At 73.3% G+C, this 14,397-nt stretch carries 11 protein-coding genes; 1 reads left to right on the top strand and 10 read right to left on the bottom strand.

Translation table 11 applies throughout. The annotated features are described in order from the left end of the window. Nucleotides 1-86: 86 nt before the first annotated feature. The gene (locus AB8Z75_RS05340) at nt 87-992 is read right to left on the bottom strand and encodes an aminoglycoside phosphotransferase family protein (RefSeq protein WP_369200192.1); all 906 of its coding nucleotides are present in this window, start codon (nt 990-992) and stop codon (nt 87-89) included. 143 nt (nt 993-1,135) lie between these two features. Next, the gene (locus AB8Z75_RS05335; RefSeq protein WP_369200191.1) at nt 1,136-1,543 is read right to left on the bottom strand and encodes a DUF5997 family protein; all 408 of its coding nucleotides are present in this window, start codon (nt 1,541-1,543) and stop codon (nt 1,136-1,138) included. A gap of 57 nt (nt 1,544-1,600) precedes the next feature. Here AB8Z75_RS05335 and AB8Z75_RS05330 point away from each other — a divergent pair, with 57 nt between their 5' ends. Then, a complete protein-coding gene (locus tag AB8Z75_RS05330) occupies nt 1,601-2,365 on the top strand; it encodes a LysR family transcriptional regulator substrate-binding protein (RefSeq protein ID WP_369200190.1) in 765 nt (254 codons plus the stop codon). A gap of 139 nt (nt 2,366-2,504) precedes the next feature. On the opposite strand, the gene AB8Z75_RS05325 is transcribed toward AB8Z75_RS05330, so the two are convergent. The 8 genes from AB8Z75_RS05325 to AB8Z75_RS05290 all read right to left on the bottom strand — a co-directional run bounded on the left by AB8Z75_RS05325 (nt 2,505) and on the right by AB8Z75_RS05290 (nt 14,393). Continuing rightward, nucleotides 2,505-3,857 carry a PP2C family protein-serine/threonine phosphatase gene (locus AB8Z75_RS05325; protein WP_369200189.1) on the bottom strand — a complete coding sequence of 451 codons (1,353 nt, stop codon included), beginning with the start codon at nt 3,855-3,857 and terminating at the stop codon, nt 2,505-2,507. A 336-nt stretch (nt 3,858-4,193) separates the two neighbouring features. Next, entirely contained in the window at nt 4,194-5,318 is a 1,125-nt protein-coding gene (locus tag AB8Z75_RS05320) for a cytochrome P450 (RefSeq protein ID WP_369200188.1), read from the bottom strand. Beyond that, nucleotides 5,300-6,754 carry a cytochrome P450 gene (locus AB8Z75_RS05315; protein WP_369200187.1) on the bottom strand — a complete coding sequence of 485 codons (1,455 nt, stop codon included), beginning with the start codon at nt 6,752-6,754 and terminating at the stop codon, nt 5,300-5,302. Before AB8Z75_RS05315 ends, AB8Z75_RS05320 begins: the two co-directional genes overlap by 19 nt. A 203-nt stretch (nt 6,755-6,957) precedes the next feature. Beyond that, nucleotides 6,958-7,254, bottom strand: a complete 297-nt coding sequence (locus AB8Z75_RS05310; protein ID WP_369200186.1) for a DUF1330 domain-containing protein — start codon at nt 7,252-7,254, stop codon at nt 6,958-6,960. A 74-nt stretch (nt 7,255-7,328) separates the two neighbouring features. Next, nucleotides 7,329-8,273: a glycoside hydrolase family 16 protein gene (locus AB8Z75_RS05305; protein WP_369200185.1), complete on the bottom strand. Its 945-nt coding sequence runs from the start codon at nt 8,271-8,273 to the stop codon at nt 7,329-7,331. Nucleotides 8,274-8,479: 206 nt separating this feature from the next. Next, a complete protein-coding gene (locus AB8Z75_RS05300; protein ID WP_369200184.1) occupies nt 8,480-9,835 on the bottom strand; it encodes an FAD-binding protein in 1,356 nt (451 codons plus the stop codon). A 155-nt stretch (nt 9,836-9,990) separates the two neighbouring features. After that, a complete protein-coding gene (locus tag AB8Z75_RS05295) occupies nt 9,991-11,931 on the bottom strand; it encodes a DUF2264 domain-containing protein (protein ID WP_369200183.1) in 1,941 nt (646 codons plus the stop codon). A 29-nt stretch (nt 11,932-11,960) separates the two neighbouring features. Further along, a complete protein-coding gene (locus AB8Z75_RS05290) occupies nt 11,961-14,393 on the bottom strand; it encodes a polysaccharide lyase 8 family protein (RefSeq protein WP_369200211.1) in 2,433 nt (810 codons plus the stop codon). Nucleotides 14,394-14,397 lie beyond the last annotated feature (4 nt).

Raw genomic sequence — 14,397 nt, 5'->3', positions numbered from 1 at the left:
AACAAAGGCCGAACTCCTGCGCTCAGGGAGGAGTTCGGTCTCGCCACTCGAAACGGCACAGCCGCCCCGGAAGCTCTGCCGGGGCGTCAGGCCTCTTCCAACACGGCCCGGATCACATGCCGGGCGTTGCGGGCCATCGCGGGGTTCGTCGTCCGGTAGTAGGGCAGTGCGATCAGCGCCTGCGAGAGGGTTCGGCCCCGGCCGCGTATCCAGGTCGCCTCGTCCACGTCGAGGGCCGCACGGAAGGTCTCCCGTGCGTCGGCCGGCAGCAGGTTCCACGCGGGGAACAGGTCACAGGCCGGGTCGCCCCTCCCCGTGCATCCGAAGTCGATGACGGAAGCCAGTCGGCCCGTATCGTCCACCAGGAGATTGCCCGGCATCAGGTCGGCATGCAGCCAGACCGGCGGCCCGACGGGGCCCGGAGCACGCAACGCCTCCTCCCATACCCGGGTGGCGGCGTCGACGTCGATGTCCTCCCGCGTGATTCCCCGCAACGCACCGATGGCCGCCCGGGTCTCCGCGTCGAGCGCGGCCAGTGGGCCGCCGCGGTGGGCCGTTGGGGCGGTCCCCGGCACGGTGAGTCCGCGCATGGCCGTCACGAAGCCGGCCAGGTCCCGTGCCAGCAACGACGGCTCGCTCAACGCCCCCGCCTCGGGATTCTCACCCTCACGCCACCGGTACACTGACCACGGCCATGGATAGCCCTCGGCCGGTTCCCCGGCCCCGAGGACCTCGGGAACCGCAACGGGAAGGCGGGGAGCGAGGCGCGGCAGCCACTCCCGCTCCAGCACGACATCCGCGGCGCCACCCTCCGTGAGCGGCAGGCGGACGACCATGTCGTGCCCCAGCCGGTACATGGCGTTGACCGTGCCGCCGGACGAAACCCGCTCAACGGCCTGCCCCGCCCACCGCGGGAACCGCCGGGCGAGCAGCCGCCTGACAAGAGCCTTGTCGACGGGGTACTGGCCCGGATGCATCTGCCCTGCGCTCATGAGTGGCCATCCGACCGCCGCGCGCCTACAGGCGTCAACCGCATTGCGGGCCGGGACGCCCAAGCCGGTCCGGGGGCGGTCGGTGGGCTCAGCCGCAGAGCCGGTCGTTCCCGGCCAGAGGCGACCGGTCACCGTCTCCACGCTCAGCGGCGGGGCGCCTGCCGCTCCTCGTCGCGAGCGGCGGCGTTCTTCGCCTTGATTCGTGCCGCTTCCTTGCGGACCTCGGCCTGGGTGGCGCGCTCCTTGCGCAGCCACTCGGGGTTCTCCGCCTTGAGCGCGTCGATCTTCTCCGTCGTCAGCGCCTCGGTGACGCCGCCCCGGGCGAGGCCCGAGATGGACACGCCCAGCTTCGCGGCGACCACGGGGCGGGGGTGGGGACCGTTGCGGCGCAGGTCCAGCAGCCACTGGGGCGGCTCGGCCTGGAGGGCGTTCAACTCGTCGCGCGAGACCACGCCCTCCTGGAACTCGGCGGGGGTGGCTTCGAGGTACACACCCAGCTTCTTCGCCGCGGTCGCGGGCTTCATGGTCTGGGTGGTCTTGTGCGACGTCATGGGTCAAGGGTATCGATCGCGTGCGGTGCCTTTCACCACGCCCGGTAGCCTGGCGGCGTGACAGGCTCGGAAACCTCCCCTCCGTTCACGGTCGCGTTCGTCCCAGGTGTGACGCCCACGAAGTGGGCGCGGATCTGGGAGGAGCGGCTGCCCAACGTTCCGCTGCGCCTCGCGCCGGTGACCGCCGCCGAGGCGCCGGGGATGCTGCGGGACGGCGGGGCCGACGCGGGGTTCGTACGGCTCCCCGTCGACCGTTCGTACTTCAGCGCGATCCCCCTGTACACGGAGAAGACGGTGGTCGTGGTGCCCAAGGACCACCTGGTGACCGCTGCGGACGAGGTGACCACCGGTGACCTGGCCGACGACGTCCTGCTGCACCCCCTCGACGACGTCCTCGGCTGGGAGGATCTGCCCGGCCGGCCGGCCAGGGAGCGCCCCGCGACGACCGCCGACGCCGTCGAACTGGTGGCCGCCGGGGTGGGGCTCCTCGTCGTCCCCCAGTCCCTGGCCCGCCTCCACCACCGCAGGGACCTGACGTACCGCACCGTCACGGACGCCCCCACCTCCCAGGTGGCGCTGTCGTGGCCGCAGGAGCGGACCACGGACAGGGTGGAGGACTTCATCGGCATCGTCCGCGGACGCACTGTCAACAGCACCCGGGGCCGGAGGGCCCCCGAGCCGGAGCCGAAGCAGAAGCGCCCCGAGACGCCCGCGTCGCGCCGCAAGCCCGCGCCCGGCAGAGCCGGAGGCAGGAGCGCCAGAGGCGGTGGCAGGGGCGCCGGGGGCGGCAGCTCGCGGCGCGGCAGGCCCCGTCGCCCGTGACCCCCTCGCCGCGCCGCCGGCGGCGCGGCGTGTACCGCGGCGATTCTCGAGGAGCGGCAGCGCCGCGCAGCGATTCTTCGGGGAGCGGCAGCGCCGCGCGCCGCAGCCTCCCCGCGCACGCCGGCCGGTCCGCACCGTCTCAGTCCTCGCGGCGCCCGCCCGGTACGGGCGGGAGGCCGACGCGGTCCTTGACCTCGCCGGTGGGGAGGCCGATCGGCCCGTGCCATTCCGCGAGCAGGATCGTCGCGTCGTCGTCGAGCCGGCCCTGGTGGTATTCCAGGTGGTGGCGGATGAGCCGGCGCAGCGTCTCCGGCACGGGGAGTTCGTCCGCCTGGTGGCGGAGGAGGAAGTCGAGGAAGCGGCCCAGCCCGAATTCCTCCCCCGCCGGGCTGCGGGCCTCGGTGATGCCGTCGGTGTAGAGGAGAAGACGGTCGCCGGGTTCGAGTTCCGTGCTGCAGAAGTCCTCCGGGCCGCCGAAACCGGCACCCATGGGGGGTGCGGGAGGGCGGTCCAGGTGGAAGGTGTGACGCCCGCGCACGACGACCGGAGGAGGGTGCCCGCAGCAGACCCATCGCAGCGCGCCGGTGGTCACATCCAGCTGGGCCAGGATGCCTGTGACGAACTGGTCGCCTGAGAACTGCTCCACCAGGACGTCCTCCACGGCCGCGGCCGTCTGCGGGAGATCGGCTCCCTCGCGGCGGGCGTTGCGGGCCGTGGACAGCGCGAGGTTACCGGTCAGTCCGGCGGCGGTGTCGTGGCCCATCGCGTCGAACAGGGCGAAGTGGGCGATGCGCCCGTCGAAGGCGTAGTCGTAGACGTCTCCGCTGACCTCGTAGGCGGGCTCCATCAGCGCGCTGATCATCAGGCTTTCGGTGGCGAAGCTCCTGGAGGGCATCAGACGCCATTCCATCTCGGTCGCCACGTCCATGCGCCGACGGCGGACCAGGCGGCTGTAGGAATCACTGAGCCCCCGCTTGCTGACCACCATCAAGGCCACCAGACCGGCCAGCCGGCGCATGTCCAGTTGAGCGGCCTCGTCGGCGTCCGGCGCGGTGATCCGCAGGACGCCGAGCCGGTCCGTACCGTTCACGAGCGGCACCCACCAGTGGTCGCGGTCGCCCGGCGACGCGGGAAGGACCTCCCCGTGCTGGAACGCCCGTCCCGCCACGGTTCCCTCCACGCTGATCTCCTCCGGGCGCAGGCCCTCCCCTCCGGCCGGCGGGGGGTGCGGTGCCAGCGGGGTCAGCAGATCCTGTTGCAGATCGACCAGGTAGATCTTCACGTCGGTCAGTCCGACGCGGGCCGCTTGTTCGGACAGGTGCTGCGGCAGCGTCTCCAGCGTGGACAGGTGGCTGGCGCTGATGAGCGCGCCGAGCATCGCGGACCGCTCGGTCGCGCTCTCCGGAAAGCGCTGTTCCGGCTCCGTACCGTCACCACGGCCCGAGCCGTCGTCGGGGCCGTCACCGCGGTCCGAGCCGCCATCGAAGCTCATGCGACCTCCCGTGAGGAGAGGGCTGGGCACAGTGGTCAGGAGCGTGACGCCATGCGGTGCGGCCCGGACCGGAGCAGCACCCGGCCCACGCGGTGCCCCTGCCGGCAGGCCGCTAAACCGGCCGTACATGGGGTGCGCCTGCTCAGCGGGCGCCCGCGTCCCCCTGCGGAGCCGGGGGCGCAGGCGGCACGGGGCCCCGGGAGCCGGGGGCGCGGGCGCGGTACGGGGAGCGCCCCGGGAGCCGTGCGGGTCGGCCGCGACCGCGCAGCCGCACGGGCTCCCGGCTCCCGGGCGGCGCTGCCGGGCGCCCCGGCAACCGGCTCTCAGCCCGGGTGCTCAGTCCAGGTGGACCGGCAGCTTCTGGTAGCCGTTGATGCCCAGGGACGGCACCCGCGGAGCCGGTGTGGCGGCGAGCGCCAGGTGGGGGAAGGTCTCGAACAGCCGGCGAAGGGCGATCTCGGCCTCGAGCCGGGCGAGGGAGGCACCGGGACACCGGTGCGGCCCGACGCCGAAGGCGATGTGGCGGGAGGCGCCGGCGCGTCCGGGCGCGAAGACGTCCGGCGACGGATCGGGGAAGGCGTGCGGGCAGCGCTGGATGGCCGGCAGCGGCACCAGCACCGCCTCTCCCTCGCGGATGACGTCACCGTCGACGCTCACGTCCTCCGTGGCGTAGCGGAACATCACGTGCCGGCTGGGGGACTCCCACCGCAGAGCCTCTTCCACGACCTCGGGCCAGGGGTTGTCTCCCGTGTCCTGCCGTTTCCTGGCCGTCGTGAGCGTGTCGGGGTGGGTCAGCAGGCCTCTCACCGCGTGGCAGATGAGGTTGGCCGTGGTCTCGTGCCCGCCGATGATGGTCACCACCAGGTTCCCGACGACCTCCGCCTCCGAGAGCTCGCCCTCGTCCATGGCCGTGACCAGGTCCATGGTCAGGTCGTCGCGGTCGCCGCGTGCCCGCTTCTGCTCGACCAGCGCCAGCAGGGCCGCGGGGAAGCGCTGCCCGACGGCGTCCTGTACCTCCTCCACGGAGGCCTCGGAGTTCATCGCCGCGGCCGACAGCTCACGCAACTCCGCGCGCAGCGCCCCCTCCTCCGGGACGCCGAGGAGCGAGCAGATGACCTCCAGCGGCAGCGGCAGCGCGAAGCCATTCAGCAGATCGGTCTCCTGACCCGCGGGGACGGCGGTGAGCTCGGTCAGCAGGCGGTCGGTGACGGCCTCGATCCGGGGCCGCAACGCCTGCACACGCCGCGGCGAGATGGCCCGCTGCACGGGCAGCCGCAGCCGCCGATGGGTCTCCCCGTCGGTGGTGAGCAGCCCCTTGCCCTCCACGATGAACAGCAGCGGCCAGTCCGGCGGTATCTCGCCGCGCGCGTGCGCACCCCAGTTCCTGATGTCCTTGGAGAAGCGGGCGTCGCTCATCACGAGGGCGCCCGCCTCCCGCGTCGTCACCGCTTTGGCCACCACGCCACCAGGGAGCGCCACAGCGGCAACCGGGCCTGCGGCGCGGAGGGCCGCTCCTTCGCCTCCGTGGAGATCGGCTGGGGCGGGTTCGAGATGAAGCCGTGCTGTGCTGTCCACTGCTGTCCGTTCGTCGGGGCCGTCGGCGGGAGGGGGAAGGTGACGGGTAGCGCGGTGGGGGATCGCGCGATGTACGGCAGGTCCCAGTTGAGCTGTTCCTTCGCCACTGACAGCCGCAGGCCCGGCAACCGGCTCCACAGCACCTCGAGCCCGGTGCGCACGATGAGCGTGCCGATGTCGTGGGCCGGACAGGCGTGCGCCCCCGCGCCCCACGCCAGGTGCGACCTGTTCACCCGGGAGACGTCCCAGCCCGCCGAGAGCATCGTCGGATCGGCGCCCGTCGCGCCGAGGCAGATGATCGCCATGTCACCGCAGTTGACCGGGTAACCGCCCAGCGTGGTGTCCTGGGTGGCCCACCGGCCGATCAGGTTCTGGATCGGGGCGTTGACCCACATCACGCGGTTCATCGCCTCCTCCATCTGGCAGCGCCCGGCGATGACGTCGGCGTGGAGGTCGGGGTTGGTCAGCAGTTCCAGCACGGTGTTGCAGATCCAGGTCGTGCTGGCGCCGCGTCCCGCGACGATCTGGAGCCACACGTCCTCGCTCAGCTCGTGCGTGTCCATGCCCAGGCTCAGCTCGCGGTTGTAGTGGTGCATCCACGAGACCAGGTCGGGCCCCGGAGCCCGCTGCTTGCCGGTGACCAGGGCGCGCATCTGCGCGTCGAGCTCGGCGGCGGCACGCTCGGCACCCGAGCCGCCGCTGAGCAGGTCGTGGATGGCGTTGCCCGTGGCCAGCGCGCCGCTCTCGTCCATGCCCATCAGCCGCATCACGACCAGCAGCGGCAAGGGCAGCGCGTACTGGGCCAGGATGTCGGCCTCGTTCCACTCCCGCGCCCCGCCCTCCGGGAAGAACGCGGTGATGAGCTGGTGCGCGAGGTCCTCGATCAGGTCGCGGGTGCGCAGCAGGTCCAGTTCGGCCAGCGCCTTGTTGCCGGGCTCGGCCAGCCGCGCGTGCTCCGCGCCCTCCGCGTACAGGCGGCTGCGCCGGTAGGCGAACTGGGGGATCATCGGGTGCCCTGCGGGAAGGGCTCCCTGTGCCAGGTCGCGGTACCAGCGGGAGTCCCGCGTCCACAGCACGTGGCCGCGGTTTTGCAGGATCTCCAACTGGTCGGCGTGGTCGAGGACGAGGTACCCGCGCAAGGCCCCCGTCTCTTCCAGCGTCACCGGGGCCACAGGACCGAAGGTTCTGCGCAGACTCGCGTAGTAGGAGAACGGGTCGCGTGCGAAGTCCTGACCGTAGAGCGGGGCGCTGTGCTCGGGCCACGGCGCGGAGACACGGGGCCAGGCGCCGCCAACGGGATTGACTGCGGGGTGAGTTGCCACGGCGATCATCCTGTACGGCAACGATCATCGGATCAAGCCGCGGGCGAAGCAGAACCGGCTGACGTGCTCCCTGGGGGCCTGGCGTCGAGCGGGTCCCTCGCCGGTCGGGGCCTGCGCCGTGCCGGTCGTGGCCGGGCCCGGCCCCGTCGGTGCCAGGCGCTGCTGTGCGCTTGTCGGGCCCCGGCGGGCGGTTCCCAGGCCCGCTACCCGGACACCCCGTCGACGAAGAGGAGCCGCCGCTCCAGAGCGGACTGCCGCAGTTTCAGCGCCGGCGCGTACTCGGCGGACGCGTACCACTCCCTGGCCCGCTCGGCGTCCGGGAACTCGAGGACGACGAGGCGCTGGGATGCGGGCCAGGTGCCCTCCACGGCATCGGGCAGGGCACCGCGAACGAGGTAGCGGCCGCCGTGCCGGCGAATGGAGTCCTCCGCCAACGCGCGGTAGGTGTCGGCCAGCTCCTCGTCCAACACCTCGACCTCGGAGATCACGTAAACAGACATGGCCGTCATGCTGCCAGGTGCGTCAAGCGGCGCCCCCCGCAGTAGGTGGGAGCGCCGCTCGGGGGTCTGTTGCCTCAGCCCGCCGCGTGGTCGGTGGGAGCGGTGACGTCCACGGCGACGTGGTCGACGAGGAGCGAGCCGCCGGACGCGGTGGCGGCCGTCGGGGTGGCCTGACCCGCGTCGCCGTTGGGGAACGCGCCGCCCATGGCCAGGTTGAGCAGGACGAAGTGGCCGTGGTCCGTGGCGTTCTTCCACGTGGCGGCGTCCATGTCGGACTCGCGCACGGTGTGGAAGAGTTGGCCGTCCTGGTACCAGCGCAACTCTTCGGTGGCGCCGGTGCGGTCGAGTTCGAGAGCGTACTCGTGGAAGCCGCCCTGGCAGCTTCCGCCGCACGGGGCGTTGTTGCCGATGCCGGTGGTCTCGTTGCAGGGGCCGCCGGGGTTGACACCGCAGTGCAGTACGCCGTGTGCGGCGCTCCGGCCGTTGACGTTCTCCATGATGTCGAACTCGCCCACGCCCGGCCAGTTCTGGTAGTTGCCGCGGTAGTCGGCGCCCAGCGTCCAGAAGGCGGGCCAGTAGCCCAGCGCCTGCTCGCCGGAGACCTCGGGCAGCTTCAGGCTCGCCGCGACGCGCATCGTGCCGCCCTCGGGCGCGGCGAAGTCCGTGCGCCGGGTCTCGATGCGGGCCGAGGTCCAGGCGTCGCCCTCCTTGAGAGCGGTGATCTTCAGGTGGCCCTCGCCGTCGAGTTGCAGATTCTGAGGCCTGTCGGTGTACGTCTGCACCTCGCCCGTGCCCCAGTTGGGCGGGCCGCCGGGGTAGCTGGTGCCGGTGTCGACGATCCAGTCGTCGCCGGAGGGCAAGGACCCCGCCGACCCGTCGAAGTCGGTGCGCCACGCCTCCTGTGTGACCTGCCCGGCCTGTGCGTGCTCGGCGGCCCGCGGGGGCTGCTCGGACGTGCCGTCGGCCTGGGCGCTCGGCAGCGCCAGTGCGCCGAGTGCCGTCACCATCGCGGCCGTCACCGCCGGACGGTACCCACGGCGTCTCCTGCCAGTACGGACCATGACGATGCGCTCCTTCACGGTGGGGGGACGAGCGCTCTCTCGGCACAGCACCGTGCCCAAGGTCTGGACCAACGTCAAGGCTTCGCGTGCGATCGGGCCGACACGGGCACGCACTCCACCGCTCGGGCCCGCCCGAGCTCCGCGCCGTCTGAGGGGCCGCTGTCTCACCCGCCCAGGACCGTGCGGAGGAAGTCGTTGCGGAACTTGCCGCCCGCGTCCCAACGCGACGCCGCACGGGCGAAGTCGGACAGGCGCGGGTGGGCGCTCCGCAGCCGCTGGTGCGACAGGCCGAAGACCTTCCCCCAGTGCGGGCGGGCCGCGAACGGTGCGAGAGCCTCCTCCACGGCCGCCACCGCCACCCTCACCAGGGGAAGCTTCGGTGTCCAGGTGAAGTGGATCGCCAGGGAGTCCCGGCCGTAGGCCGGACTCAGCCACTGGTCGTCGCCCGCCACCGTCCGCACCTCGCATACCTGGAGCGCCGGCGCGACCGCCGCCCTGACCTCGGCCAGGGCGGCGAGCGCGGGCCGGGTCTCCGTCCGCGGCAGCAGATACTCCGACTGCAGCTCCGCACCGCTGCTGGGGGTGAACTCCGGCCTGAAGTGGGGGAGCCGCTCGTACCAGGGGCCCGGAACACCGCCCTGGACCGTGCAGTTCGCCCCCGCCCGGCCGAGCACGGGATGGCGCTGCTCCGTGACAGGCGCTGACCAGGGAAAGCGGACCTCGGGACCGTCGCAGCGGCGCTTGAGCCATACCTGCGTCCATCTCGGTGCCCGCCAGTCGGTGAACAGGCTGACACTCGAAGCCGACCCCGTCACCGCCTCCACGTCGCTGTCGGTGGCCAGCTCCGCCATCGGGAACCCGTCGAAGACATGGCCCTCGACCTCGTAGGCCGGCTCCAGATCCAGCGTCAGCGCCGTCACCACCCCCAGCGCGCCCAGCGAGACCACGGCGGCCTCGAAACCGGGCTCACCTCGGCGCACCACGGCCGGCGAACCGTCGGCGGTCACCAGCTCCACCTCCCGCACCGCGGCCGACAGCGGCGGCGTCGTGTTGCCGGAGCCGTGGCTGCCCGTCGCCACCGCCCCGGCGACCGAGATGTGCGGCAGCGACGCCATCGCCGCCAGAGCGAGACCGCGGCGGTGCACGTGCGCGGCAAGCTCCGCGTACCGCACCCCGCCACCCACCCGCACCGTACGGGCCGCCGTGTCCACCTCCGTCACGGGCGGCAGCCCGGCCAGCGAGATCAGCGCGCCCCGCGAGGTGTCGGTGTCGGCGAGCCGGTTGAAGGTGTGGCCGCTGCCCAGCACCCGCACCTGGCGGCTTTTGGCCACGCGCGCCCGCAGCGCGTCCAGCGAAGCGGGGCGGTGCAGCTGCTCGGCCGTGTACCGGATGTTCCCCGCCCAGTTGACCGGCCGGCAGGCCGCCACCGCGCCCTGCGCGGTCCCCGCGCCAGGACTGCTGCCTTCCCGCGCCGGCTGCCCGCCGCCGGCCGCTCCTTCGTCCTGTGCCTCGCCTGCCATCGACGTTCTCCCGTCACTCTCGCGGACTGCGCACGGCGCGGGTGCGCGAGGCGCGTACCGGCCACCGTTGTGCAGGGTCGGGTCAGCCCCACGTGATCACGCCGATGGACGAGGAGGCAACGCCACGGGGCGGACGGTGCCGCGCGCTTGCCGGGCTACCGGCGCCCCGCCTCCGTCGGCGCCGCCCAGCGCGGTCGCAGCACCGTGCCGTCGAGAAAGCGGACGGCGAGCGTCTCGCCGCTGGCCTCGGCGGTCACCGCCGCCCGCAACGCGCCCGGATCCACGGTGTCGCGGGACAGCACGATCAAGGAGGCATGGAGGCCACCGGTCTCACCGGGGCCTTCCGGGTGGCCGGGCAGCGTCAGGAAGGGCGTCGCCGTGTGCGGCCCGTACGCGGTGGCGTGCGTCTCCCGGGCGAGGGAGGCCCCGTCCTCGTCCCAGCCGTGCAGGGCGATCACGGCGCTCGTCAGCCCGTCCGCTGTACGCGCCAGGGCCCACCCGGGGCCGGTCTCCGTGTGGACCGGCTGCCGGTGGGCGACCGCGTAACCGCTCTCACGGAGGGACGCGCCCGGCGGCGCCTGGACGCGGTGGACCCGGACCTCCCAGGGCCCGTGCGGCAGCGAGACCGTCTCGATGCGGAACGTGCCGGGGTGGCCGGGGAGTTCGGCCTCGTGCCAGGAGGACGCCTGGCCGTCCGCACAGCTGAGGGGGTGGATGCGGCGGCGCAGGGAGGGAGTGCCGTCGGGAGCGAGCAGCGCGAGGTGGTTGTCGCGGGCCCGTCGCCGGGCGTGCGGAGCGCTGACGGGTGCCGTGGCCGTCGAGTAGGCGAAGGCGGCGTAGTGCGGATCGTCCTCCCCGGCGCCCTGCGGCGGCTGGTGGTCGCTTCCGTGGTTGACGAGCCGGACGAGGCCGTCGTGGCGGGTGCTGTGCAGCAGCCAGCCGGGGGCCGGGAGCGCGACGCACTGATCGGTCTCCTCCACCGGCAGGGGGCGCTCGGTCCGCGTCCACACCGGATGATCCGCGGGCAGAAGCAGCCCGAGGAACCCTTTGCTCGCCCAGTACGGTGACGCGGGGCCCGAGTAGGGCTGCGACGCGGGCAGGAACGTGTCGTACCAGCCGAGCGGCAGCAGCCCCCGTTCGTCGGGAACGCCGCGCTCGACGAAGTGCCGCAGCGTCCCCGAGGCGAGGCGGCGGGTGAGGCCCGGCGCCAGCGGGGTGCAGTCCGCCAGGGCGCCCATCCACGCGGGGGCCAGGACGGCGAACCGGTAGGACAGGGAACGTCCCTGGTGGACGGGCGCGCCGTCGCCGCCGAAGAAGTGCGGATAGGTGGCGAGGTAGGCGCTCAGCCGCTGCCGGTAGACCTCGCTCCGGCCGCCGTCGGCGCCCTCGGTGACCGCCGCCATCCTGGACCAGAGCAGCGGGTACAGGTGCATGGCCCAGCCGATGTAGTAGTCGAAGTTGCGGCCGTCCCCGTCGGTGTACCAGCCGTCCGACACGTACCAGTCCTCGATCCGGTCCAGGCCGCTTTCGATGTCGGCCTTGCGGTAGGGCGCGCCCACCGAGGCGAGGAACTGCTCGGAGACCACCTGGAAGAGACGCCAGTTGTTGTCCCAGGTGCGCGCGCCGACGAAGCCGGAGAGCCAGTCGACGACCCGCTCTTGCACCGGGGCGTCCAGCTGGTCCCACAGCCATGGCCTGGTCTCGTGCAGGGCGACGGCGATGGAGGCGGCCTCGACCATCTGTTGCGAGCAGTCGGTGAGGTCGGGCCAGGCCTCACCGCTCGACCGGTCGGTCCCCGCGGCGAGCCCGGCGGCGTACCGCTCGACCAGCGCCGGGTCGGCGTCGCCGCCGGCGCCCGCGATGCGGCATGCGGCGAGCAGGAAGGAGCGGGCGAACCCCTCCAGCCCGTCGAGGACGAGCCCCGACCAACTGCCCCGGCCCGGCAGCCGGTACTGGGCGAGGCCGGGGGAGGCGTATGGCAGGAGCGCGTCGAGGAGCCGGTCGGCGACCGCCTCCCAGTGGGCGCGGGTCCACCCCGTGCGGGGAGAGCGGACGCGGTCGGTCGGCGGCAGCGGAAGGTGGGGCGGGACGGGCATGAGGAAGGTCTCTCCGGAGGCGGACGGTGTTACGTCAGGTGGGCGTGGTGCGTGTGGCCGCGGGAGCCGCCCACCTCGACGGTGAGCAGCGGACGGCGCCCGGGGGTGACGGTCACCGTGTCGTCCTGGCTGACGACGGACCGCACGCGGAAGGGGAGGCGGACGGTGACCCGGTCCGCGGTGCGCCCCGGGTCGGCCACGGCGACGGTCACGTCACCGCGTTCGCGGCGTACCAGTACGGAAGCCGGGCCGTCGGTGGTGAGGCCCGCCGCGGTCCCGGCCCGCCAGAAGTGGGCCGCCGTCAGGCCGTCGCGGCGGGACTCGACCGCTTGCGCCGTCGGCGAGTTGGCGGCGACGCGGACGGGCCTGGACGCCGACCAGCCGGCGGTCGCCGCCGGCGAGGCGCCCGGCAGCACCGCGTACGCGTAGCCCGCGTCGGTGGGCGAGACGCCGTGGTCGAACCAGAGGGTGAGGTAGCGCCGCGTCAGCGGTGTGCTGCCGCCGCCGGTGTCGGCGCCGGTGTTGATGTCCCGCCACGCTCCGGTGCGCTCCTCGCGCAGCGCGTGCAGTGCGGCGCCCGCGGGGAAGACGTAGCCGCCGACCCCCTCCAGGTGGGCCCACTCGGCCCGGTCGTACGTCTTCGTCCAGCCCTGGGCGCCGGGCATGCGGACCCCGTCGACGCGGAGGGCCGGCCTGTCGTGCGCGTGCAGGTTGCGGTTCTCCACGACGGTCTCGGCTCTCCGGCCGTCCCCGGCGCGGATGCCCGCCCCGAGGGCGACGAGCGCGTTGTCGAGGAAGAACCACGCCTTCTTGGCGCGTGGGCTGCCCTCGGCTCCGATCAGCTCCATGGCGGACACCCCGTACCGGCCCTCCAGCGCGGCGCCGCCCGCCACGTGGTTCGCCGGCCGGTAGAGGCCGGTGCCGGCGCCCGTGCCCGCGTCGTCGCGGTGCCGGACCTCGACCGTCGTGCCCGGCAGGCGGTACGGGTCGACGGTCGGCCAGAACCCGTCGCCGAACTGGCCGAGGTCGTCCTCGGTGTACAGGTACGTCATGCCGTCGCCGGTGTACCAGCCGTGCAGGTTCTCTCCGTTGCCCGCCTCGTACCCCGCGATGCGGCGGGAGGAGAGCGAGAGCGCGAGCGCCCAGCGGGGTCTGCGGTGCACCACCCGGTCCATGTCGGCGAAGACCACGTGCTGGGCGGGGCGCTCGGCGGGCGGTACCTGGCCGTCGGCCAGCAGCTTCTTGGCGCGTACCACTTGGGGAACGCCTGCCTCGGCGACGTAGGGGTAGGTGCGGTTGCGCTCGATCCAGCCCTTCACCAGGGCCCGCCACTTCCTCGCGCGGGCGGCGGGGGCGCTCTCGGCGAGCAGCAGGACGGTGGAGATCACCGCCGCGCCGGCGGTGTGGTCGCTCTCCCGTTCGCGGGAGACGGCACGCCCCCGTACGGCGTCCGCCATCAGCCCGTCGAAGACCAGTGGTGCGAAGGAGCGGTCGACCGCCTCGTACACCACCTCGACGCGGGGATCGGTGACGGCCCAGGGGGAGTCGGCGAGCAGCGCGATGGCCTCGGCGACGCCGGTGAGCAGGACGCTTCCGTACGAGCCCGTATAGGCCACGGCGTCGTGCTGGACGAAGGAGCCGTCCTCGTAGAAACCGTCGCCCGAGGTGGCGTACCTGAAGAGGCTGTGGCGCCCCGAGTCCCGGGTGTCGGACAGGCCGTCGCGGGCGGAGGCCAGTTTCCCCTCGGCCCGTCCCAGCAGCCCGCGCAACGCGACGATCAGGCACTTGTCGGCTCTGTTGGCGCCGGTCTCCGCGAGCGCGGGGGAGTTGGTGCGGCGGTCGGGATCGGGGCAGAACCGGTCGACCGCGGCCAGGTACCGGCTCAGGTCGCCGGCCGGCACGTGAGCGCGCACGAGCACGCAGCTGTCCAGCAGCGCGCGGGGCGCACCGATCTCCCAGAACCACCAGTTGCCGCTCTCCTGAGCCTGCGCGTTGTAGGCCTCGTCGTGCAGGAAGCGGAGCGCCCCGACCAGCGCGTCCGCCACCTGTTGCGACGCGCTCAGGCCGGTGCCCGGAGTGGCCCAGGCGGTGGCGAGGGTACGCAGACGCGTGTAGCTCTGACCGAAGTTGCCAGGGTCGGTGACGGGGGACAGGTCGCTCCACAGCGCGGTGCGGGAGGCGGAGCGGTCCAGCCGCTGCCACAGCCCGGTCGCGGAGGTCTCCAGCCGGTCGAGGGCGGCAGCGACGTCGGCATCGGCCGGGTCGGCACCGTCCCCGGTCAGGAGAGCGGCGGCACGGGCGAGCAGGGTCTCGTAAACGTCCGCTGACCCGGTCGGTTCTGCGCCCTGCGCCGCGTGGGCTTCGACGGCGCGGGGGAGGAGGGCGGCGGCCGAAGCGGCCGTGATCAGGGTGCGTCGGGCGAGGCGGGTGTGCGGGATCTCCACTGCCGATCCTCCTGTCAGTCGG

The organism is Streptomyces sp. PU-14G, from assembly GCF_041028275.1.
In the GTDB taxonomy this organism is placed as follows: domain Bacteria; phylum Actinomycetota; class Actinomycetes; order Streptomycetales; family Streptomycetaceae; genus Streptomyces.
This window is presented reverse-complemented; position numbering and strand designations above follow the sequence as displayed.